Here is a 20,364-nt window from a genome sequence, read left to right as displayed (position 1 = left end):
CTTTTCAAGGAGCTGATATGCATTTCGGTCGCCATATTTCAGGGCAATTCAATGTCGAACTAGAGTCGATCCGTACCCATGTACTGACCATGGGGGGATTGGTGGAGCAACAACTTTCTTTCGCGATGCAAGCGCTTCACAAAGACGATGTTGAGTTGGCGAAAAAAGTCATTCGTGACGACCATAAAGTGAATGCAATGGAAGTGTCGATTGATGAGGCTTGCACGCGTATTATTGCCAAACGTCAGCCAACAGCGAAAGACCTACGTTTGATAATGGCGATCATAAAAACCATTACTGATCTCGAAAGAATTGGTGATGTGGCTTCTAAGATTGCCCAAGGTGCGATAGATATTCCTTCAACGAAAGAGCAGAAGTTTCATGTCTCTTTAGAGCCACTGTGTCGACAAGCGATCACTATGCTTCATCAGGTTTTAGATGCGTTTGCGCGAATGGATGTAGATGCTGCGGCTGAAGTGCATAAGCTCGATGATAAGCTCGATGCGGAATACGAAGCCGTGATTCGTCAGTTGATGACTTACATGATGGAAGACCCTAAGAACATTCCTAACATCTTACAAGTGATGTGGTCTGCAAGGGCGATTGAGCGGGTGGGCGATCGTTGTCAGAATATTTGTGAATACATCATCTATTTCGTTAAAGGTAAAGATGTACGCCACCTAGGTGATCAAAGCCTAGATGACGCACTGAAGTGATATGTTTATTGAGCTCATGCTCGTTTTTATTTACAACGCCTTTCTGTTATTGGTAAGAGTCATCTGTTATTGATAAGAGCTATCTGTTATCGATGAGAGCGGCTCTTACAGCGGATATTTTACTCGTGTCCGTCACGGGGATCTGATAATCATCAATGTCATCACCGCCCATTTGAGCCTTCGAATTGTTTTCCATTCGGCTCGGTCTTGTCGATTTACCGGAAAGGTGAAGAGCAGGTACTTGAGTAGCGCTTTGAATCCTTTTGGCATTCGCAGCGTTAACACCAGCCCCCGCCATGATATCAATTCGTCCATCGGCTTGTTTGGCCATTGCCGCCAATACATCGATGCCTTGCTCAGCATTCACAGCAAGCCCTGATGTTAGAACACGCTCACAGCCAAGTTCGATAATTCGTTCCAGTGCTACTTTATAATCCTGAAGTTGGTCAATGGCGCGGTGGAAGGTAATGCCTAATTTGAGTTGATGAGCCTTAGTTGCGAGGGTTTGCATCATCGGCATGTCAATTTCCCCTTTCGGCGTTAATGCACCCAGTACTACCCCATTTAAACCGGCATCGGCAGCGGCTTGAATATCGTGAAGCATAGACATTACGTCATCGGCATCGAAAAGGAAGTCGCCTTGTCTTGGTCTTATCATAGCGTAGACCGGAACTGACGAAATTCGAGCTGCTTGCTTCATCATTCCGAAGCTTGGAGTTAATCCGCCAAGAGCTAATGACGAGCAAAGCTCAATTCGATTCGCACCACCAGATAGGGCGTTATGCAGAGATTCTAAGTTATCGATACAGACTTCAATTTCGGTGTTCATCGTGTTTATCCGTTTAAATAGATACTGATGAAATCATAGCAATCTAGATACAGATATGAATAGGTGGTAGCAGAGGAAAATAGAGGTAAAGTTTGGGGTTAGCGCTACCTCAATTATGTATCACAAGAGACAGTTTAGGATGGAGGTTAGTGGGAAAACAAAAAGCCCGAAGCGTTAACTTCGGGCTTTTAATAGGACTTTACTTCTTAACTGATTGGCGGTGCGCTTTGCGCTATTAGCTTATGCTTTATGTCTCTTTATAGAGAGTCTTCCAACCATTAACCCGTGTTGAGTTCGGGCTTAAGAGGTCATTACTTGCTTAGGTCGTCAGCGTGCTCAGATAGGAATGCTGCAACACCTTTTGGAGATGCGTCCATACCTGATTTACCTTCTTCCCATTGTGCAGGACAAACTTCACCGTTCTTCTCGTGGAAGTTTAGCGCGTCTACCATGCGTAGCATTTCGTCGATGTTACGACCGAGTGGAAGATCGTTAACTACTTGGTGACGTACAAGACCGTCAGCGTCGATTAGGAAAGAACCACGGAAAGCAACGCCTGCTTCTGGGTGCTCAACATCGTATGCTTTGCAGATCTCGTGCTTAACGTCAGCAACAAGAGGGTATTTAACTGGACCGATACCGCCATCAGAGATAGCAGTGTTACGCCATGCGTTGTGAGAGAATTGTGAATCGATAGAAACACCGATTACTTCAACGCCTTTAGCTTGGAAATCTTCAAGACGGTTGTCGAAAGCGATCAGCTCTGAAGGACAAACGAAAGTGAAGTCTAGTGGGTAGAAGAAAACAACCGCTTTCTTACCTTTAGTGAATTCTGCGAAGTTGAAGTTATCAACGATCTCACCGTTACCTAGAACAGCTGCTGCAGTAAAGTCAGGGGCTTGACGACCTACTAGTACCATTTTGGAATCTCCTAAAAAATTAGTTGGCCCAACACATCTTTGTTTGGGCTCCTTTTGTACGGGACAAACTATAGTACAATCGGTACTATAGAAAAAAGCGAATTAAATAGATTAAGCTAATCGAAAAAAGCGATGAGTGTAATCTTTGCTTAATCCTGAGGTCTGCGGACCTTTACATAACTTATCCTACTCATATTACAAAGTAATTTCATGAATAAATGGCCAAGTCTTAAGCAGCTTCACTATCTTGTTACCCTTCACGAAACTCGTCACTTTAGCGATGCTGCTGATCGCTGTTTCGTCAGTCAATCGACGTTAAGTAAAGGGATTCAAAACCTCGAAGAGTTGATTGGTTGCCCGCTTTATGAGAAGAAAGATAAAAAGAGTCCTTTGGTTTTCACTCAAGCTGGTGAGCTGGTGGTTAAACATGGACGAGAGCTACTGGCAAAAGGGCAAGATCTGGTTGAACTCGGAAGTTTATGTACCGGAGACGCAATGCAAGGTCAGTTACGAGTGGGATGTATACCAACAATAGCGCCGTTCCTTTTGTGCGATTTGGTACAAGAAGTGAACCAACGCTTTCCACAGTTGAACTTACTGCTACGTGAAGATACCACGACCAACCTGTTGGCTGCGCTACGTCATGGTGATTTAGATGTGCTGATTCTGGCTTTGCCTGTCGACATCGACAATATGGAAAGCAGAGTGGTTGGGCAAGATCCTTTTCGAATGGTGATAAGTCGCAATCAAGCAGATGGTATTCGTGTGCCGATTAAATACGATGACCTGCCAGACGAATCTGTATTCTTGTTGGAGAATGAGCATTGCTTAACAGAGCATGCAGTGTCGGCTTGTAAGTTAACGGATAAAGAGAAGATCAACCCGTTCACGGCAACGAGTCTTCATACGTTAGTTCAAATGGTCGCCAATGGCTTAGGTACGACCTTTATTCCTCAGATGGCGATCGACCATGGTTTGCTTGAAAATCAGAACCTTGTGGTGATCGATCCTCCAGGTCAACAGGCGCACCGAGATATTGGCCTTGTATGGCGCCCAAGCTCTTCACGCCGCGAAACCTTTCATCAGTTAGCCGATGTGGTCTCTGGGCTTCTATAATCGCCCACAATACTCCACATTGATAAACAAACCCTTCGAGCGGCTTGATTGGCCGCTCTTCTTATATCACTTCCGAGTGTTATTCAACTTCCGCTTCTTCTGGCTCGACTTCTTCTGGCTCGACTTCTTCTTGCAGTTCCAGCAAATTGATCGCGATGGTAACGAAATCACTGTCAGTGATAATACCGACTAATTCATGATGATCGACAACAGGCAAACAACCCACTTTGTGTTTTTGCATATAAACCGCCGACTCTTTCAACCCCGCTCGCGGCTCTACTGACATAACGCTTTTATGCATAATATCGTTGAGTGGTGTAGCCAGAGTAAATGATTGAGCTTGGGGAATGTTTTGTAAGCTAGACTCTTGAGCGGCAAGAATGTCTCGTTGTGTGACGACGCCTAATAACTTTCTGTCGGCATCAACAACGGGGATATGGCGGATGTCGAGCGCTTCCATCATGTGTTTTGCGTCGGCCAGTGAGTGTGAGCGCAATAGGGTATGAGGGTTACGAGTCATCATATCTTCAACCTTTATCATACTAACCTCCTTTTTTTATTTGTTATTATTACTATAGTTTCTTATCTAAAAAATAACTGAGAGCTAGCGCATTTTTGTATGAGTTTTCGGCCACTAATTATTAAGGTCTAAGGTGGTAATCCGTTGTACTATTTTACGCCTCATTACAATAATCCCTTTCTGTAAACCTTGCTATTGCGGCTCGTGTGCCTATACTAGCCCACTGCGAAATTTTTAGTCGTGTTTGCGATAGACTTACGGTAACGTTTTCTTTACGGTAACGATTTATTCGCGACAGTGGCTTATTCGTCAACGGCACAAATCTCATCAACTAAGACAAGACCAGACACATGCAAGTTTCAGATTTTCACTTTGATCTACCAGATGAGCTCATCGCTCGCTACCCTCAACAAGAGCGTACAGCTAGCCGTCTACTTAAATTAGACGGCAATAATGGCAACCTGGCTGATGGTTCATTTAAAGACGTTTTGGATTTGGTTGAGCCTGGCGATCTTGTCGTATTCAATAACACCCGTGTGATACCTGCTCGTGTATTTGGGCGTAAGGCTTCAGGTGGTAAGCTTGAAGTGTTAGTCGAGCGAATGCTTGATGAGAAAAGTATCCTAGCGCATGTTCGTTGTTCAAAATCACCGAAGCCGGGGACCAAGCTGTTCCTTGGTGAAAACGATGAATATGAAGCTGAAATGGTGGCGCGACATGATGCGCTGTTTGAAATCCATTTCACGTCTGATCAAAGCGTTTTAGAGATTCTTAACAGCGTGGGTCACATGCCTCTGCCTCCCTATATTGATCGCCCCGATGAAGACGCTGATAAAGAACGCTACCAGACGGTCTATAATGAGAAACCGGGGGCCGTTGCGGCGCCAACTGCAGGGCTGCACTTTGATGACAAGTTGATGGCTGACATGAAGGATAAAGGCGTTGAATTTGCTTATGTCACCCTTCACGTTGGTGCTGGTACATTCCAGCCGGTTAAAGTGGATAACATCAATGATCACCATATGCACGCTGAATACGTTGAAGTACCGCAAGACGTGGTTGATGCGGTAGCGGCGGCAAAAGCACGTGGCGGGCGTATTATTGCCGTTGGTACAACATCAGTTCGCTCCCTAGAAAGTGCTGCGCAAGATGCCTTGAAGAAAGGTACGGAGTTAGTGCCGTTCTTTGGTGATACCGATATCTTCATTTTCCCAGGGTATGAATACCAACTGATCGACTGTTTGATTACCAATTTTCACTTACCTGAATCGACACTGATTATGTTGGTGAGTGCATTTGCGGGTTATGATCATGTGATGGGCGCCTATGATCACGCAGTGAAGAGCAAATACCGCTTCTTCAGCTACGGCGATGCGATGTTCATCCACAAGAAAACAGCATAGTTTAAAGCTTGGTGACTTAACCAACTTACCAATAAAGAAAAGTATTTACGGGTGCTAGCAGTAGGCTAGGAGTCGGGCTGGTAACGGCCTAATCTCTCGCAAGGAATACGCGACCGCTCCTCATAGAACTTGCTAGATTGAACTTATGACTAGCTTAAGGTTCTGAATTATCAGTCAGATTGTTTCTCTGGCATATTGGAGGCTTCGTGAAATTAAAATACGAACTTAAGAAAACAAACAGCGGCGCACGTCGTGGCCAACTTCAGTTTGAACGCGGTAGCGTTGAAACACCAGCATTTATGCCTGTCGGTACCTACGGTACGGTGAAAGGTATGACGCCTGAAGAAGTGAAAGACACAGGTGCTGAAATTCTGCTAGGTAATACGTTCCACTTATGGTTACGTCCTGGACAAGAGATCATGAAACTGCACGGCGATTTGCACGATTTCATGAATTGGAAAGGACCGATCCTAACCGATTCAGGCGGCTTCCAAGTATTCAGCCTAGGTGCGACGCGTAAAATTACTGAAGAAGGCGTTCACTTCCGTAACCCTGTCAACGGTGACAAAATCTTCATGGACGCTGAAAAGTCGATGGAAATCCAAAAGGATCTAGGTTCAGATATCGTCATGATCTTTGATGAATGTACGCCTTATCCTGCAACGCATAAAGAAGCGAAAGACTCGATGGAGATGTCTCTCCGTTGGGCTCAGCGCTCACGTGATCACTTTGACCAACTTGAAAACCCGAATTCACTGTTCGGCATTGTTCAAGGTGGCGTGTACGAAGACCTTCGTGATATCTCCGTTAAAGGGCTAACCGAAATTGGTTTTGACGGTTATGCTGTTGGTGGTCTAGCTGTAGGCGAACCAAAAGAAGACATGCACCGTATTCTGGAACACACATGTCCTCAACTGCCTGAAGATAAGCCTCGTTACCTGATGGGTGTAGGCAAACCGGAAGATTTAGTTGAAGGTGTTCGTCGTGGTATCGACATGTTTGACTGTGTAATGCCAACGCGAAATGCTCGTAACGGCCACCTATTTGTCACTGAAGGTGTGATCAAGATCCGCAATGCGAAGCATAAAACGGATACAACACCACTAGATTCAGAGTGTGACTGTTACACTTGTCAGAACTACAGCAAATCTTACTTACACCATTTGGATCGTTGTAACGAAATCCTAGGCGCTCGACTGAACACGATTCACAACTTGCGTTTCTATCAACGAGTTATGTCTGACATTCGTCAGTCTATCGATGACGATCGTTTTGAAGAGTTCGTTGCGGAGTTCTATGCAAGAATGGGACGTGAAGTGCCACCACTAGGTAAAGAGTCTTAGTATTGCTTTTTTGCGAGGCCCATCTCTCTTCCGAGCGTTGGGGCTTGAAAATAAAGGGATGCAACCCAATTAGACAATCAATTACAAAAATATAATAGAGGATGTTTTAAATGTTTATTATTTCTCAAGCTCACGCAGCAACAGAAGGTGCACCAGCAGGCGGCGGTTTCGAAATGCTAATCATGCTAGGTATGTTCGCTGTGATCTTCTACTTCATGATCTACCGCCCACAAGCTAAGCGTGTTAAAGAGCACAAGAACCTTATGTCTTCAATGGGTAAAGGTGATGAAGTTCTGACCAGCGGTGGTCTAATCGGCAAGATTACTAAGATTGCAGAAGACAGCGACTACGTTGCTATCGAACTGAACACAAGCAATGAAGTTGTGATCAAAAAAGACTTCATTACAGCAGTGCTACCAAAAGGTACTCTGAAATCTCTATAAACAGCTAGAGGATCCTCGCTGTGCTAAACCGTTATCCGTTATGGAAGTATTTAATGGTGATGTTTACCATCGCTATTGCTGCGTTGTACGCACTTCCAAATATATACGGTGAAGATCCAGCAGTTCAAGTTACAGGGGCGCGCGGCGCCTCTGTAGATCTGTCTACGCTGGATGCTGTCACCGATGCTCTTAAAGCAGAGAGTCTTTCTACTAAATCCGTTGCTCTAGAGAACGGTTCAATTCTTGTTCGCTTTAACGATACAGATACGCAAATTAGCGCTCGTGATGTCATCACAGAAGCGTTAGGCGATGATGTTATCGTTGCTTTAAACCTTGCGGCTTCAACGCCCGATTGGCTTGAATCTATTGGTGCTGCACCAATGAAACTCGGTCTTGACCTACGTGGTGGTGTTCACTTCTTAATGGAAGTGGATATGGATGCTGCAATGGAAAAACTGGTTGGCCAACAAGAGGAAGCGTTCCGTAGTGAACTTCGTGAAGAAAAAGTGCGTTATCGTGCGATTCGCCCATCAGGTAAAGATGCGGTTGAAGTGATCTTACGTAACGAAGAGCAGCTCGCGCAAGCGAAATCGCTACTGCAATCGAAACACCAAGATATGACGTTCGTCGATTCTGCATCTAATGGTCGTTTCTCTTTGGTTGCGAACTTCACAGAGGCTCGTCTTCAAGAAATCCGTAACTACGCAGTAGAGCAAAATATTACTATTCTACGTAACCGTGTTAACGAACTGGGCGTTGCAGAACCTTTGGTTCAGCGTCAAGGTGCTAGCCGTATCGTAGTGGAATTGCCTGGTGTTCAAGACACCGCTCGCGCTAAAGAAATTTTAGGTGCTACGGCAACTCTTGAATTCCGAGAGGTGGACAGCAGTGCCGATTTGGCTGCCGCTGCTTCTGGACGAGCGCCTGCGGGTAGTGAAATCAAGCAAGATCGTGATGGTCGCCCTGTGGTACTTAAGAAGCGCGTTATCTTAGGCGGTTCTAGCATCACAGATGCAAGCTCAAGTGTTGATGAATATGGGCGCCCGCAAGTTAACATCTCGCTTGATAGCGAAGGTGGTAGCAAAATGTCGACATTCTCTCGTCAAAATATCGGTAAGCTAATGGCGACCGTATTTGCAGAGTATAAAGACAGCGGCCGTAAAACACCTGAAGGTCGAGTTATCTTAAGTAAACACGAAGAAGTGATCAACCAAGCCACGATTCAATCTGCACTTGGCCGTAACTTCCGTATTACAGGTATCGACTCAACGGCTGAAGCTCATAACCTGGCGCTTCTACTTCGTGCTGGTGCACTGATTGCACCTATCTCGATTGTTGAAGAACGTACAATTGGTCCATCTATGGGTCAACAAAACATCGATATGGGAATCATGGCGATGGTTTGGGGTATGGCTGCGGTAATGCTATTTACACTGCTTTACTACCGTACTTTCGGTCTGATTGCGAACGTTGCGCTGATGGCGAACTTGGTGTTGATCATTGGTGTGATGTCGATGATTCCTGGCGCGACCATGACGCTACCCGGTATCGCCGGTATCGTATTGACGGTCGGTATGGCTGTCGATGCCAACGTGCTTATCTTTGAGCGAATACGTGAAGAGCTTCGAGATGGACGCAGTCCACAACAAGCGATTCACCAAGGTTATGCAAACGCATTTAGCACCATCGCCGATGCCAACATCACCACGCTACTAACAGCCATCATTCTATTCGCTGTGGGTACGGGTGCGATTAAAGGCTTCGCGGTAACGTTATCTATTGGTATCTTGACTTCAATGTTTACAGCTATTGTCGGAACACGTTGTATCGTGAACCTGATGTACGGCAGTAAACGCGTTAAGAAACTGTCGATCTAAGGCTAGGAATTAATATGTTTCAGATTCTAAAAGCAGAAAAAATGATCGACTTTATGCGTTGGTCAAAGGTTGCCTTTCTATTTTCTATCTTGATGATTGGTACTGCTATCTTTACCTTAACAACGAAGTCGTTGAACTGGGGTCTAGACTTTACTGGCGGTACTTTGATTGAGGTAGGTTTTGAGCATCCTGCAAATCTACCGGATATCCGTAGTGCACTAGAAGCTGAAGGTTTCGGTGATGCAACGGTACAGAACTTTGGTTCTGCACGTGAAGTAATGGTTCGTCTGCGTCCACGTGAGGGGGTTGCTGGTGAAACGCTTGGTAATCAAATTCTGTCTGCAATTAAAGTCGGTACTGGTGAGCAAGTTGATATGCGCCGTATCGAGTTCGTTGGTCCAAACGTAGGAGACGAACTCACGGAAGCGGGTGGCCTTGCTATCTTGGTTTCTCTTATCTGTATCTTGATCTACGTTTCGGTGCGATTTGAATGGCGATTGGCAGCAGGTGCGGTATTAGCACTGGCACACGACGTTATCATTACACTGGGTGTCTTCTCTCTAATGCAAATTGAGGTGGATCTTACCATTGTGGCAGCCTTGCTGACCGTGGTTGGTTACTCCCTCAATGATACCATCGTTGTATTTGACCGGATTCGTGAGAATTTCCGTAAGATACGTAAAGGTGAAGCCGCAGAAGTATTGAACAGCTCAATCACACAAACATTGAGCCGGACATTAATCACTTCTGGCACGACGCTATTTGTAGTTATAGCTCTGTTCGCACAGGGCGGCGCTATGATTCACGGCTTCGCGACTGCACTTCTATTGGGTATTACGGTAGGTACTTACTCTTCTATCTATGTTGCATCTGCACTGGCGATGAAGTTGGGTATTACGCGTGAGCACCTCATGCCACCAAAAGTGGAAAAAGAAGGTGAGGAGTTTGACGAAATGCCTTAAGCCTCGGCTCAACAAGTTTCGTTAAACAAAAAAACCGCTAGGCAACTAGCGGTTTTTTTATGTCGGTATTTTATGGGCAAGTTTATGTATCTGAACGATGCTGCCCACTCTTTCCAAGATGAATCAAATCACATGAGTGGATGTTCTAAATGGGACAGATCTCCGTAGTGAACGAATGTTGAGTCGCAGATACAAAAAAGCCTCGCAATCGCGAGGCTTTGAAAGTCTTTGGCTCTTAATTAAAGAGCATTAACATAAGGTCTGAATTACTTCAGCATACCTTCGTTTGAGTTCTCACGAACATGCTTAAGAATTGACTTAACACCACGAGCGCTTGAAGCAACAACATTGCCAGACGTCATGTAGTCAGTACCGCCAGCAAAGTCAGTCATGATAGCACCAGCTTCACGAGCGATGAGATCACCAGCAGCTAGATCCCATGGCTTAAGGCCAAGTTCTAGGTAACCGTCAACACGGCCAGCGGCTAGGTAACATAGATCAAGAGCTGGAGAACCAGTACGACGGAAATCAGCACAATCTACGAATAGTGCTGAGATGATCTTCATGAAAGATTCAGAGTGTTGTTTTTGCTTGAATGGGAAACCAGTCGCTAGAACCGTACCTTGAAGGTCTTTAAGTTGAGTGACACGCATACGAGCATTGTTAAGTTGAGCGCCAGCGCCACGTTGAGCTGTGAATAGCTCGTTTAGCATTGGGTCATAAACACAAGCCACTTCTGTGCGACCGTTCATGCGAACAGCGATAGAAACAGAGAAGTGAGGGAAACCTTTTACAAAGTTGTTGGTGCCATCTAGTGGGTCAACGATCCATTGTACGTCAGAGTCTTTACCTTCAGTTAGGCCTGACTCTTCAGAAATAATGCTGTGCTCTGGGTAAGATGATTTGATTGTCTCAATGATCATGTACTCAGCTTCTTGAGCAATGTTCGTAACGTAATCATTGTTACCTTTTAGAGACGATTCGATCTTATCAGTTGTTTCTAGAGATTTAGCAATATGGTTGCCAGCTTTACGCGCAGCGCGTATCGCAATGTTTAGCATTGGATGCATATGGTTTTTCCCACAAGATGTTAAAGAACAGTTTAAAGCGGCGGCGAGTATACCAAAGTTTCCGCAAAAAGGAAGTGGTTATTTTTTGAACTCTTGGTTTCACATTCCGTTAAGGGTCTGACCATTTTACTTTGCTATGTGTTAATATCTCGCGATTATTTTTAAAGTGGTGTCATATAGCATGTTAGACAATGTAAAAGTCGTTCTGGTCGGTACGTCTCATTCGGGAAATATCGGTTCAGCAGCTCGCGCAATGAAAGTGATGGGTTTAAGTCAATTAGTTCTTGTCGACCCTCAATGTGAAGTTGACGAGCAGACCTTAGCACTGGCAGCGGGTGCGGGTGACATCGCAGAAAGTGCAACCATCGTTTCAACGCTTGATGAAGCGGTGAAGGATTGTGGTTTAGTGGTTGGTTCAAGTGCTCGCTCAAGAACACTTGAATGGCCAATGCTTGAGCCTCGTGAGTGCGGACAAAAGTTTGCAATTGAAGGTCAAAAGCACCCAGTTGCATTAGTGTTCGGCCGTGAACGTACTGGCTTGACTAACGATGAACTTCAAAAGTGCCACTTCCATGTATGTATCCCAGCTAACCCTGAATACAGCTCGCTAAACCTAGCGATGGCAGTACAGACTCTGAGCTACGAAGTGCGTGTCGCTCACCTTGATATGGTGGCGAGCCAATATCAGCCACAGCAACAAGATGAGTACCCTCGTCACGAAGAACTAGAAATGTTCTACGAGCACCTTGAAAAAGTGATCATTGATACCCAATTTATCTCTAAGGATAAGCCGGGTCAGGTGATGAATAAACTACGCCGTTTATTCAGCCGTGCTCGCCCAGAGTTACAAGAGATCAATACGTTGCGCGGTATTTTGACGTCGATTGAGAAGCGTCAAAAAAGCCAATAAATGCCGCATAAAGCTTAGGGATAAATACCTGACCAATATAGTCAACTAAATACTTGACCAATTTGGTCGGGTATGGGAAGATTCCATCCACATAAACAATGTGGATACGGCGTGATATGAAACTTACATCTAAAGGAAGATATGCGGTAACAGCTATGCTAGATGTAGCACTGCATTCGCAAAAAAGCCCGGTTCCTCTGGCAGACATTTCAGAGCGACAAGGCATCTCGTTATCTTACTTAGAGCAACTCTTTTCTAAGTTGCGTAAAGCGGGCTTAGTGGCTAGTGTTCGCGGACCTGGTGGTGGTTATCGCTTAGGCGCTGAAGCGCACGATATTGCTGTCGGAACAGTGATTGCTGCAGTCGATGAATCTGTTGATGCAACTAAGTGTCACGGTCGAGCTGATTGCCAAGGTGGCAGTCGTTGTTTAACGCACACTCTGTGGCGTGATTTAAGCTCCCGTATTAGCAGTTTCTTAAACGACATTACGCTCGGTGAGCTAATGAAAGATAACGAAGTTTTACAAATTTCGGATCGTCAAGATATCGATCTTGCGGTCAATAATGGTTTTGCACATAGAAATACGAGCACTACAACGATTAGTGCAGCACCTCACGGTGTTAATGCCCGCTCTTAGCGGTCAGTTTTTACATTGGAGTAGAAAATGAAACTGCCTATTTACTTTGACTATTCAGCTACATGTCCAGTCGATCCACGTGTTGCTGAAAAAATGGTTCAGTGTATGACGATGGACGGTAACTTCGGTAACCCTGCATCTCGTTCACACCGTTACGGCTGGCAGGCAGAAGAATCAGTAGATAATGCTCGTGAGCAAATTGCCGATCTACTAAATGCAGACCCACGTGAGATTGTTTTCACGTCAGGTGCTACAGAATCAGACAACCTTGCGATTAAAGGTGCCGCGCACTTTTACGAGAAGAAAGGTAAACACGTAATCACGTGTAAAACCGAACACAAAGCGGTTCTTGATCCCTGTCGCCAACTAGAGCGTGAAGGTTTTGAGGTGACTTACCTAGAGCCTGAAGCCAATGGCATCATCGATCTAGACAAGCTACAGGCAGCAATGCGTGAAGATACGGTTCTTGTTTCTATCATGCACGTAAACAACGAGATTGGTGTCATTCAAGATATTGCTGCAATCGGCGAACTGTGTCGTTCACGCAAGATCATTTTCCACGTTGATGCGGCGCAATCTGCGGGTAAAATCCCTCTAGATGTAAAAGAGATGAAAGTTGATCTTATCTCTCTTTCTGCGCACAAAGCATATGGCCCTAAAGGCATTGGTGCTTTGTACGTTCGTCGTAAGCCGCGTATTCGTCTTGAAGCGCAAATGCACGGTGGTGGCCATGAGCGTGGTTTCCGTTCTGGCACGCTTGCGACTCACCAAATCGTGGGCATGGGTGAAGCGTTTGCTATCGCCAAACAAGACATGCAGAAAGATTACGACCACGCACTCGCACTTCGCGAACGCCTATTGAAAGGTGTTCAAGATCTAGAAGCAGTAACAGTAAACGGCGACTTAGACCAACGAGTACCACATAACCTTAACGTGAGCTTTGCTTTTGTTGAAGGTGAGTCTCTGCTTATGTCTTTGAAAGATCTAGCGGTATCATCGGGTTCTGCATGTACATCTGCAAGCCTAGAGCCTTCATACGTTCTACGCGCTCTTGGTTTGAACGATGAACTGGCACACAGCTCAGTACGTTTCTCATTCGGCCGTTTCACAACGGAAGAAGAAATCGACTACGCGATTGCACAAATTCGTGTAGCGGTAAATAAATTACGCGACATGTCTCCTCTATGGGATATGTATAAAGAAGGGATTGATTTGAACACGGTTGAGTGGGCTCATCACTAATCTCACGGAAATAGAGGATTCGAGGTAACTATCATGGCATATAGCGAAAAAGTAATTGACCACTACGAAAACCCACGTAACGTAGGTTCGTTTGATAAAGAAGACCCAAGTGTAGGCAGTGGCATGGTTGGCGCTCCAGCTTGTGGTGACGTAATGAAACTGCAAATCAAAGTATCTGCAGAAGGGATTATTGAAGACGCAAAATTCAAAACTTACGGTTGCGGTAGTGCAATCGCTTCTAGCTCACTCGTCACCGAGTGGGTTAAAGGTAAAAGTATTGATGAAGCTGCGGCAATCAAAAACTCTGAAATCGCAGAAGAGCTTGAGTTGCCACCAGTGAAAGTTCACTGTTCAATTCTTGCTGAAGATGCAATCAAAGCGGCGGTTGCGGATTACAAGAAGAAGCACTAATCGCTTCGACGAACGTAATCACTTTTAAAAAATAAGTAATATTTGGGAGCACCCTTTGTGCTCCCCCTGAGTTCTCAATTTATATAAAACACAAGGTTGTAGTATGGCCATCACCATGACAGATACGGCAGCGAGCCGAGTTCAAGCTTTCCTAGATAACCGTGGTAAAGGTATCGGGTTGCGCTTAGCGGTAAAAACGACTGGCTGTTCGGGTATGGCGTACGTACTAGAATTCGTTGATGAGCTTAACGAAGAAGACCAAGTGTTCGAGCATTCGGGGGTTAAGGTCATTATTGATTCAAAGAGCCTCGTTTACCTAGACGGTACTGAGCTTGATTACGTAAAAGAAGGCCTAAACGAAGGTTTTGAATTCAACAACCCTAACGCGAAAGGCGAATGCGGTTGTGGTGAGAGCTTCAATGTTTAAACGCCTCGCTCGTTAAGCGTTGTAAGCGAAGAATAAAATTAGGCTCTGGAACAAGAGCCTAAACTTAGGACCACCGTTACATGAATCATTTCGAATTATTTGGGCTACCACTTCAGTTTCAACTGGATGGTAGCCTTCTTTCTTCTCAATTTAGAGATCTGCAACGCCAATTCCATCCTGATAAATTTGCTACGGCTTCTGAGCGCGACCGCTTATTGGCCGTACAAAAAGCGGCACAAATCAATGATGCGTATCAGGTATTGAAGAATCCACTCAGCCGAGCTGAATACCTGTTAGTGCAACATGGTGAGGATATTCGTGGTGAGCAGCAGACCCTGCAAGATCCTATGTTCCTAATGGAGCAAATGGAATTGCGTGAAGAGCTTGAAGACATCGCCGACAGTTCTGATCCTGAAGATGCTTTGTTTGCATTTGAAGGAAAGGTTAGCAAGATGTATAAACAACAATTAACTGCTATCCAACAAGAACTCGATAGTGAGGCTTGGTTAGAAGCTGCAGACCGAGTGAGAAAGCTTAAATTTATTGCAAAATTAAAGAATGAAATCGAATTAGTTGAAGATCGTCTGATCGGCTAGTTTGTATAACAAGGACACCATCCATGGCACTACTTCAGATTGCAGAACCAGGGCAAAGCGCCGCTCCTCACCAGCATAAGCTTGCTGTGGGTATTGATTTAGGGACAACAAACTCGCTGGTTGCGTCAGTGCGCAGTGGCAAGGCGAGTACACTCAAAGATCCACAAGGTCGAAGTATTTTACCTTCCGTTGTTCACTACCAGTCTGAATCTTATACGACTGGCGATGAAGCGCGTGCAAATGCGCAGACAGATCCTAAAAATACCATTATCTCAATAAAGCGATTAATTGGTCGCTCATTGTCGGATATTCAACAGCGATACCCGTCTCTGCCTTATCAGTTCGAAGAGAGTGATAATGGTTTGCCAGTGATTCGTACAGAGCAAGGCAATAAAAACCCAATCCAGGTTTCTGCCGATATTCTGCGAGCGCTCGGGCAACGTGCTGAGTCTACCTTAAGTGGCGAGTTATCTGGGGCTGTGATTACGGTTCCTGCGTATTTTGATGATGCACAACGTGCGGGCACCAAAGACGCGGCGCAACTGGCTGGACTTCACGTGTTACGTCTTCTCAATGAACCCACTGCCGCTGCGATTGCTTACGGTTTGGATTCTGGTAACGAAGGCGTCATCGCTGTTTATGACTTAGGTGGTGGTACGTTTGATATCTCTATCTTGCGTTTATCGAAAGGTGTCTTTGAGGTGCTGGCTACGGGCGGAGATTCAGCATTAGGCGGCGACGACTTTGACCATTTAATTGCGGAACATTTCCAAGAGAAAATGGGCTTATCAGCACTAACGGCGGAACAGAACCGTATTCTTCTCGATGCAGCAACAGAAGCGAAAGTTGGCTTATCTGAAGATGAAAGTGTTGATGTTGACGTGTTAGGTTGGTCTGGTTCATTAACTCGTGAAGAGTTTGAAGAGATCATCAAACCGCTGGTTAAGAAAACACTGCTTTCTTGCCGTCGTGCACTTAAAGATGCGCAAGTTGATGCGGATGAAGTACTAGAAGTCGTGATGGTCGGCGGTTCAACTCGCACATTACTTGTACGTGAAATGGTCGGTGACTTCTTTGGTCGTACGCCACTAACCAGTATTAACCCTGATGAAGTGGTTGCGATTGGTGCATCGATTCAAGCGGATATCTTAGTCGGTAATAAGCCTGACTCTGAAATGCTACTACTGGACGTTATCCCGCTGTCTCTTGGCATTGAAACCATGGGGGGATTGGTTGAAAAGATCATCCCACGTAACACGACAATCCCTGTTGCTCGCGCACAAGAGTTTACCACGTTCAAAGACGGCCAAACGGCAATGACAGTACACACGGTACAAGGTGAGCGTGAAATGGTCGACGACTGTCGTTCACTGGCTCGTTTTGCCCTCAAAGGCATTCCACCAATGACGGCTGGTGCTGCACATATTCGTGTGACTTACCAAGTGGATGCTGACGGTCTGCTATCGGTTACCGCGATGGAGAAGAGCACCGGCGTACAAGCTGAAATTCAAGTTAAGCCTTCTTACGGCCTAAGCGACAACGAAGTTGCTAATATGCTGAAAGATTCGATGACGTTTGCAAAAGAAGACATGCAAGCACGTGCTCTTGCTGAGCAGCGTGTAGAAGCGGATCGCGTGATCGAAGGCCTGATTGCTGCCATGCAAGCCGATGGCGATGAACTGCTTGATGAGCAAGGCAAGCAACAACTGGTTCAAGCGATTGAAGCTCTGATTGAAGTGCGTAATGGCGACAATGCTGATGCCATTGAACTCGAAATTAAGAACACCGACAAAGCAAGCCAAGACTTTGCTTCTCGTCGTATGGATAAATCAATTCGTGCTGCGCTGTCAGGTCAGTCAGTCGATAATATTTAATAGTTAGAGAATAGATAAACATGCCAAAGATTATTGTTTTACCTCACGAAGATCTATGTCCAGAAGGCGCTGTTTTAGAAGCAAAAACTGGTGAGACGGTTCTTGATGTTGCACTGAAGGCCGGTATTGGTATTGAACACGCATGTGAAAAATCGTGTGCATGTACAACATGTCACGTTGTGATTCGTGAAGGTTTTGATTCTTTAGAAGAGAGTGACGATCTAGAAGACGACATGCTAGATAAAGCATGGGGCTTAGAGATGGAATCTCGCCTTGGTTGCCAAGCTAAAGTCGCTGATACCGATCTTGTTGTTGAGATTCCAAAGTACACGTTGAATCTCGCGTCTGAAGATCATTAATCATTTAGCTAACTAAGCTAAATGTGTGAGTAAAACTGGCAGAGAATATAGATCATCACAGATAAATATAAGGAAATATTATGAGTTTGAAGTGGATTGATTCGCGAGATATTGCGATTGAGTTATGTGATTTATATCCAGATACGGATCCTAAAACCGTACGTTTTACCGATCTACATCAATGGGTACTGGACCTTGAAGAATTTGACGACGAGCCGAACCACTCGAATGAAAAAATTTTAGAGGCTATTATTTTGTGCTGGATGGATGAGATGGATTAGTCATGACTTCTCATGATTTGGTCGCAAGGTGGCATCAAGCCAAGGTAAAACGCAGCCAAGTTAACAATTTTTGTCAAAAAAAGCGGACCTTATGGTCCGTTTTTTTATCAACGTGACATTTTACGCCTACATAATGGTAACATCGGAGGATGGTAAAGAAATATAATCAGAATCACTCACACAGGGTGGTTCATGACAAGGAGAAATCATGTCTACACAGATGTCAGTATTTTTAAGTCAAGAAGCTGCCCAGCCTCAGTGGGGAGCAAGAGCTATTTTGTCGTTTTCTGAATCGGGCGCGACAATTCACATTGGTGAAGGCCACGATTTAGGCGCAGTTCAACGTGCCGCTCGTACGCTTGATGGGCAAGGCATCGCATTCGTTTCACTTCGTGGTGAAGGTTGGGATTTAGAAAGCGTTTGGGCTTTTTACCAAGGCTACCGTGGACCAAAGAAAAAGAATGTACTGGAATGGGATACACTTCCAGAAGTCGATCAAACTGAGCTTGAATCTCGTATTCGTGCGACGGATTGGACACGTGACATTATCAATAAAACCGCTGAAGAAGTCGCCCCTCGCCAACTTGCGGCAATGGCGGCTGAATACATCAAGTCAGTGGCGCCAGCTGGCACCGTTACAGCGAAAATCGTTAAAGATAAAGATCTCCTCACCGAAGGTTGGGAAGGCATCTATGCGGTAGGCCGCGGCTCTGAGCGTACTTCTGCAATGCTGCAACTGGATTTCAACCCAACCGGCGATGAAAACGCCCCTGTATTTGCTTGTTTAGTCGGTAAAGGTATCACTTTCGACTCAGGCGGTTACAGCATCAAGCCAGGTCAATTCATGACAGCAATGAAATCGGACATGGGCGGCGCAGCAACGATTACCGGTGGATTGGGTCTGGCGATTGAACGTGGCCTGAACAAGCGCATCAAGCTTATCTTATGTTGTGCAGAGAACATGATCTCTGGTCGAGCCCTGAAACTAGGCGACATTATTACCTACAAAAATGGTAAGACGGTTGAGATCATGAACACTGATGCGGAAGGTCGCTTGGTGCTTGCTGATGGCTTAATGTACGCAAGTGCACAAAACCCAGAGCTGATCATCGATTGTGCAACGCTAACAGGTGCGGCTAAAAATGCACTAGGTAACGACTACCATGCACTATTAAGCTTTGATGATGAGTTATCTCACCAAGCGCTAACGGCGGCAAATCAAGAGAAAGAAGGCTTATGGCCACTGCCACTTGCTGATTTCCACCGTGGCATGCTGCCTTCAAACTTTGCTGATCTTTCTAACATCAGCAGTGGCGATTACACTCCGGGTGCAAGTACGGCTGCTGCCTTCCTATCTTACTTTGTTGATGATTACAAAAAAGGTTGGATTCACATGGATTGCGCAGGGACTTACCGTAAGTCTGCAACGGATAAATGGGCAGCGGGCGCAACGGGCATGGGGGTTCGTACATTAGCTCGTCTTCTTATTGACCAAGCAAAATAATAATAAGAATAAACGGCATTTCGATGCCGTTTATTCACAAACTCAGATTGAATGATCTCAGTATTTAATAACAAAAATGAAGTGAAGGAATCCCTATGGCTCTAGAAAGAACGTTCTCAATTGTTAAGCCGGATGCAGTTAAGCGTAACCTTATTGGTGAGATCTATCACCGCATTGAAAAAGCGGGCTTAGAAATTATTGCCGCGAAGATGGTTCGTCTTAATGAAGATCAAGCGAGCGGTTTCTACGCAGAACATGAAGGTAAAGAATTCTTTCCAGCTCTTAAAGAGTTTATGACTTCTGGTCCTATCATGGTTCAAGTACTTGAAGGCGAAAACGCAATTGCTCGTTATCGTGAACTCATGGGTAAAACAAACCCTGAAGAAGCGGCATGTGGCACAATTCGATCTGATTATGCCATCAGCTTGCGTTATAACTCAGTACACGGCAGTGACAGCCCTGAATCTGCGGCTCGTGAAATCGAGTTCTTTTTTCCTGAGTCTGAAATTTGCCCGCGTCCAGCTCAATAATCGGCACTGCAAATTATTCCAAAGGCTTCACTTCGGTGAGGCCTTTTTCGTATGTGGACTTTGCATTCTCGATAATCAACTTAGTCGTCATTCCCGAGAGCAACGGAGGAGCGTAGTCGGGAATCTGAGTTTGTTATTGGAGATTCCAGATATCTCGTTCCTCGATTCTGGAATGACGAGCAAGTCGTGTTAGTTGGAAGGCGGGGGAAGGTAACGGGTAGCGTTAGTTGGAGAGCGGAGAAAGGCTCGAATATTCGGTGGTTAAAGCCCGTCATTCCCGAGAGCAACGGAGGAGCGTAATCGGGAATCTTTTCTTTAATTTAGGTATTCTCAGACCGAACAAAACAATTGTTCAAGTTTTAACCGCTTAACTTTGAATGTCTTAGTAAACTC

General features: G+C 45.3%; 22 protein-coding genes. 18 read left to right on the top strand and 4 right to left on the bottom strand.

Annotated features, from left to right (window positions below; genetic code table 11):
* Window positions 1-17 precede the first annotated feature (17 nt).
* Window positions 18-716 (top strand): phosphate signaling complex protein PhoU, encoded by a 699-nt coding sequence (gene phoU / locus L4B77_RS04970; RefSeq protein ID WP_017098086.1) that lies wholly within the window; start codon window positions 18-20, stop codon window positions 714-716.
* Window positions 717-795: 79 nt separating this feature from the next.
* Here the strand turns inward: phoU and L4B77_RS04965 are convergent, their stop codons facing one another.
* Window positions 796-1,545 carry a copper homeostasis protein CutC gene (locus tag L4B77_RS04965; RefSeq protein ID WP_429748876.1) on the bottom strand — a complete coding sequence of 250 codons (750 nt, stop codon included), beginning with the start codon at window positions 1,543-1,545 and terminating at the stop codon, window positions 796-798.
* A gap of 311 nt (window positions 1,546-1,856) precedes the next feature.
* The gene (locus L4B77_RS04960) at window positions 1,857-2,465 is read right to left on the bottom strand and encodes a peroxiredoxin C (protein ID WP_261838954.1); all 609 of its coding nucleotides are present in this window, start codon (window positions 2,463-2,465) and stop codon (window positions 1,857-1,859) included.
* 210 nt (window positions 2,466-2,675) lie between these two features.
* Here L4B77_RS04960 and L4B77_RS04955 point away from each other — a divergent pair, with 210 nt between their 5' ends.
* Entirely contained in the window at window positions 2,676-3,581 is a 906-nt protein-coding gene (locus tag L4B77_RS04955; protein ID WP_261838955.1) for a hydrogen peroxide-inducible genes activator, read from the top strand.
* Between the two features lie 79 nt (window positions 3,582-3,660).
* Here L4B77_RS04955 and L4B77_RS04950 read toward each other — a convergent pair whose 3' ends face one another.
* Entirely contained in the window at window positions 3,661-4,122 is a 462-nt protein-coding gene (locus tag L4B77_RS04950; RefSeq protein ID WP_429748873.1) for a CBS domain-containing protein, read from the bottom strand.
* A 329-nt stretch (window positions 4,123-4,451) separates the two neighbouring features.
* Here L4B77_RS04950 and queA point away from each other — a divergent pair, with 329 nt between their 5' ends.
* The 5 genes from queA (at window position 4,452) to secF (ending at window position 10,129) form a co-directional block, all read left to right on the top strand.
* Window positions 4,452-5,504, top strand: coding sequence for a tRNA preQ1(34) S-adenosylmethionine ribosyltransferase-isomerase QueA (gene queA / locus L4B77_RS04945; RefSeq protein WP_261838957.1), 1,053 nt, complete (start codon window positions 4,452-4,454; stop codon window positions 5,502-5,504).
* A 206-nt stretch (window positions 5,505-5,710) separates the two neighbouring features.
* Window positions 5,711-6,847 carry a tRNA guanosine(34) transglycosylase Tgt gene (tgt, locus tag L4B77_RS04940; protein WP_261838958.1) on the top strand — a complete coding sequence of 379 codons (1,137 nt, stop codon included), beginning with the start codon at window positions 5,711-5,713 and terminating at the stop codon, window positions 6,845-6,847.
* A gap of 110 nt (window positions 6,848-6,957) precedes the next feature.
* A complete protein-coding gene (gene yajC, locus L4B77_RS04935; protein WP_261838959.1) occupies window positions 6,958-7,290 on the top strand; it encodes a preprotein translocase subunit YajC in 333 nt (110 codons plus the stop codon).
* Window positions 7,291-7,310: 20 nt separating this feature from the next.
* The gene (gene secD, locus L4B77_RS04930) at window positions 7,311-9,167 is read left to right on the top strand and encodes a protein translocase subunit SecD (RefSeq protein WP_372039463.1); all 1,857 of its coding nucleotides are present in this window, start codon (window positions 7,311-7,313) and stop codon (window positions 9,165-9,167) included.
* A 14-nt stretch (window positions 9,168-9,181) separates the two neighbouring features.
* Window positions 9,182-10,129, top strand: coding sequence for a protein translocase subunit SecF (gene secF / locus L4B77_RS04925; RefSeq protein WP_429748870.1), 948 nt, complete (start codon window positions 9,182-9,184; stop codon window positions 10,127-10,129).
* A 266-nt stretch (window positions 10,130-10,395) separates the two neighbouring features.
* Here secF and suhB read toward each other — a convergent pair whose 3' ends face one another.
* Window positions 10,396-11,199 carry an inositol-1-monophosphatase gene (suhB, locus tag L4B77_RS04920; protein WP_261838962.1) on the bottom strand — a complete coding sequence of 268 codons (804 nt, stop codon included), beginning with the start codon at window positions 11,197-11,199 and terminating at the stop codon, window positions 10,396-10,398.
* A 181-nt stretch (window positions 11,200-11,380) separates the two neighbouring features.
* Here suhB and trmJ point away from each other — a divergent pair, with 181 nt between their 5' ends.
* The 11 genes from trmJ to ndk all read left to right on the top strand — a co-directional run bounded on the left by trmJ (window position 11,381) and on the right by ndk (window position 19,971).
* Window positions 11,381-12,109 carry a tRNA (cytosine(32)/uridine(32)-2'-O)-methyltransferase TrmJ gene (gene trmJ / locus L4B77_RS04915; protein ID WP_261838963.1) on the top strand — a complete coding sequence of 243 codons (729 nt, stop codon included), beginning with the start codon at window positions 11,381-11,383 and terminating at the stop codon, window positions 12,107-12,109.
* A gap of 116 nt (window positions 12,110-12,225) precedes the next feature.
* Window positions 12,226-12,747: a Fe-S cluster assembly transcriptional regulator IscR gene (gene iscR, locus L4B77_RS04910; protein ID WP_261838964.1), complete on the top strand. Its 522-nt coding sequence runs from the start codon at window positions 12,226-12,228 to the stop codon at window positions 12,745-12,747.
* Window positions 12,748-12,774: 27 nt separating this feature from the next.
* Window positions 12,775-13,989, top strand: coding sequence for an IscS subfamily cysteine desulfurase (locus tag L4B77_RS04905; RefSeq protein ID WP_429748866.1), 1,215 nt, complete (start codon window positions 12,775-12,777; stop codon window positions 13,987-13,989).
* A 33-nt stretch (window positions 13,990-14,022) separates the two neighbouring features.
* Window positions 14,023-14,400, top strand: a complete 378-nt coding sequence (iscU, locus tag L4B77_RS04900) for a Fe-S cluster assembly scaffold IscU (protein WP_004735094.1) — start codon at window positions 14,023-14,025, stop codon at window positions 14,398-14,400.
* 103 nt (window positions 14,401-14,503) lie between these two features.
* A complete protein-coding gene (iscA, locus tag L4B77_RS04895; protein WP_261838966.1) occupies window positions 14,504-14,827 on the top strand; it encodes an iron-sulfur cluster assembly protein IscA in 324 nt (107 codons plus the stop codon).
* A gap of 80 nt (window positions 14,828-14,907) precedes the next feature.
* Window positions 14,908-15,423: a co-chaperone HscB gene (gene hscB, locus L4B77_RS04890; RefSeq protein ID WP_261838967.1), complete on the top strand. Its 516-nt coding sequence runs from the start codon at window positions 14,908-14,910 to the stop codon at window positions 15,421-15,423.
* Between the two features lie 23 nt (window positions 15,424-15,446).
* The gene (gene hscA / locus L4B77_RS04885; protein WP_429748861.1) at window positions 15,447-17,297 is read left to right on the top strand and encodes a Fe-S protein assembly chaperone HscA; all 1,851 of its coding nucleotides are present in this window, start codon (window positions 15,447-15,449) and stop codon (window positions 17,295-17,297) included.
* 20 nt (window positions 17,298-17,317) lie between these two features.
* Complete coding sequence (gene fdx, locus L4B77_RS04880) at window positions 17,318-17,656, top strand: ISC system 2Fe-2S type ferredoxin (RefSeq protein ID WP_010440525.1); 339 nt, start codon at window positions 17,318-17,320, stop codon at window positions 17,654-17,656.
* Window positions 17,657-17,736: 80 nt separating this feature from the next.
* Complete coding sequence (gene iscX / locus L4B77_RS04875; protein WP_004740335.1) at window positions 17,737-17,937, top strand: Fe-S cluster assembly protein IscX; 201 nt, start codon at window positions 17,737-17,739, stop codon at window positions 17,935-17,937.
* A 208-nt stretch (window positions 17,938-18,145) separates the two neighbouring features.
* Window positions 18,146-19,441: an aminopeptidase PepB gene (gene pepB, locus L4B77_RS04870; RefSeq protein WP_429748851.1), complete on the top strand. Its 1,296-nt coding sequence runs from the start codon at window positions 18,146-18,148 to the stop codon at window positions 19,439-19,441.
* Between the two features lie 95 nt (window positions 19,442-19,536).
* Window positions 19,537-19,971, top strand: a complete 435-nt coding sequence (ndk, locus tag L4B77_RS04865) for a nucleoside-diphosphate kinase (protein WP_429748849.1) — start codon at window positions 19,537-19,539, stop codon at window positions 19,969-19,971.
* The last annotated feature ends 393 nt before the right edge of the window (window positions 19,972-20,364 follow it).

Origin of the sequence: Vibrio minamisatsumaniensis (assembly GCF_050337445.1) — a bacterium.
Classification (GTDB): domain Bacteria; phylum Pseudomonadota; class Gammaproteobacteria; order Enterobacterales; family Vibrionaceae; genus Vibrio; species Vibrio artabrorum.
Note: the sequence above shows the minus strand (reverse complement) of the source record. Positions and strands in the feature narration are given on the sequence as shown.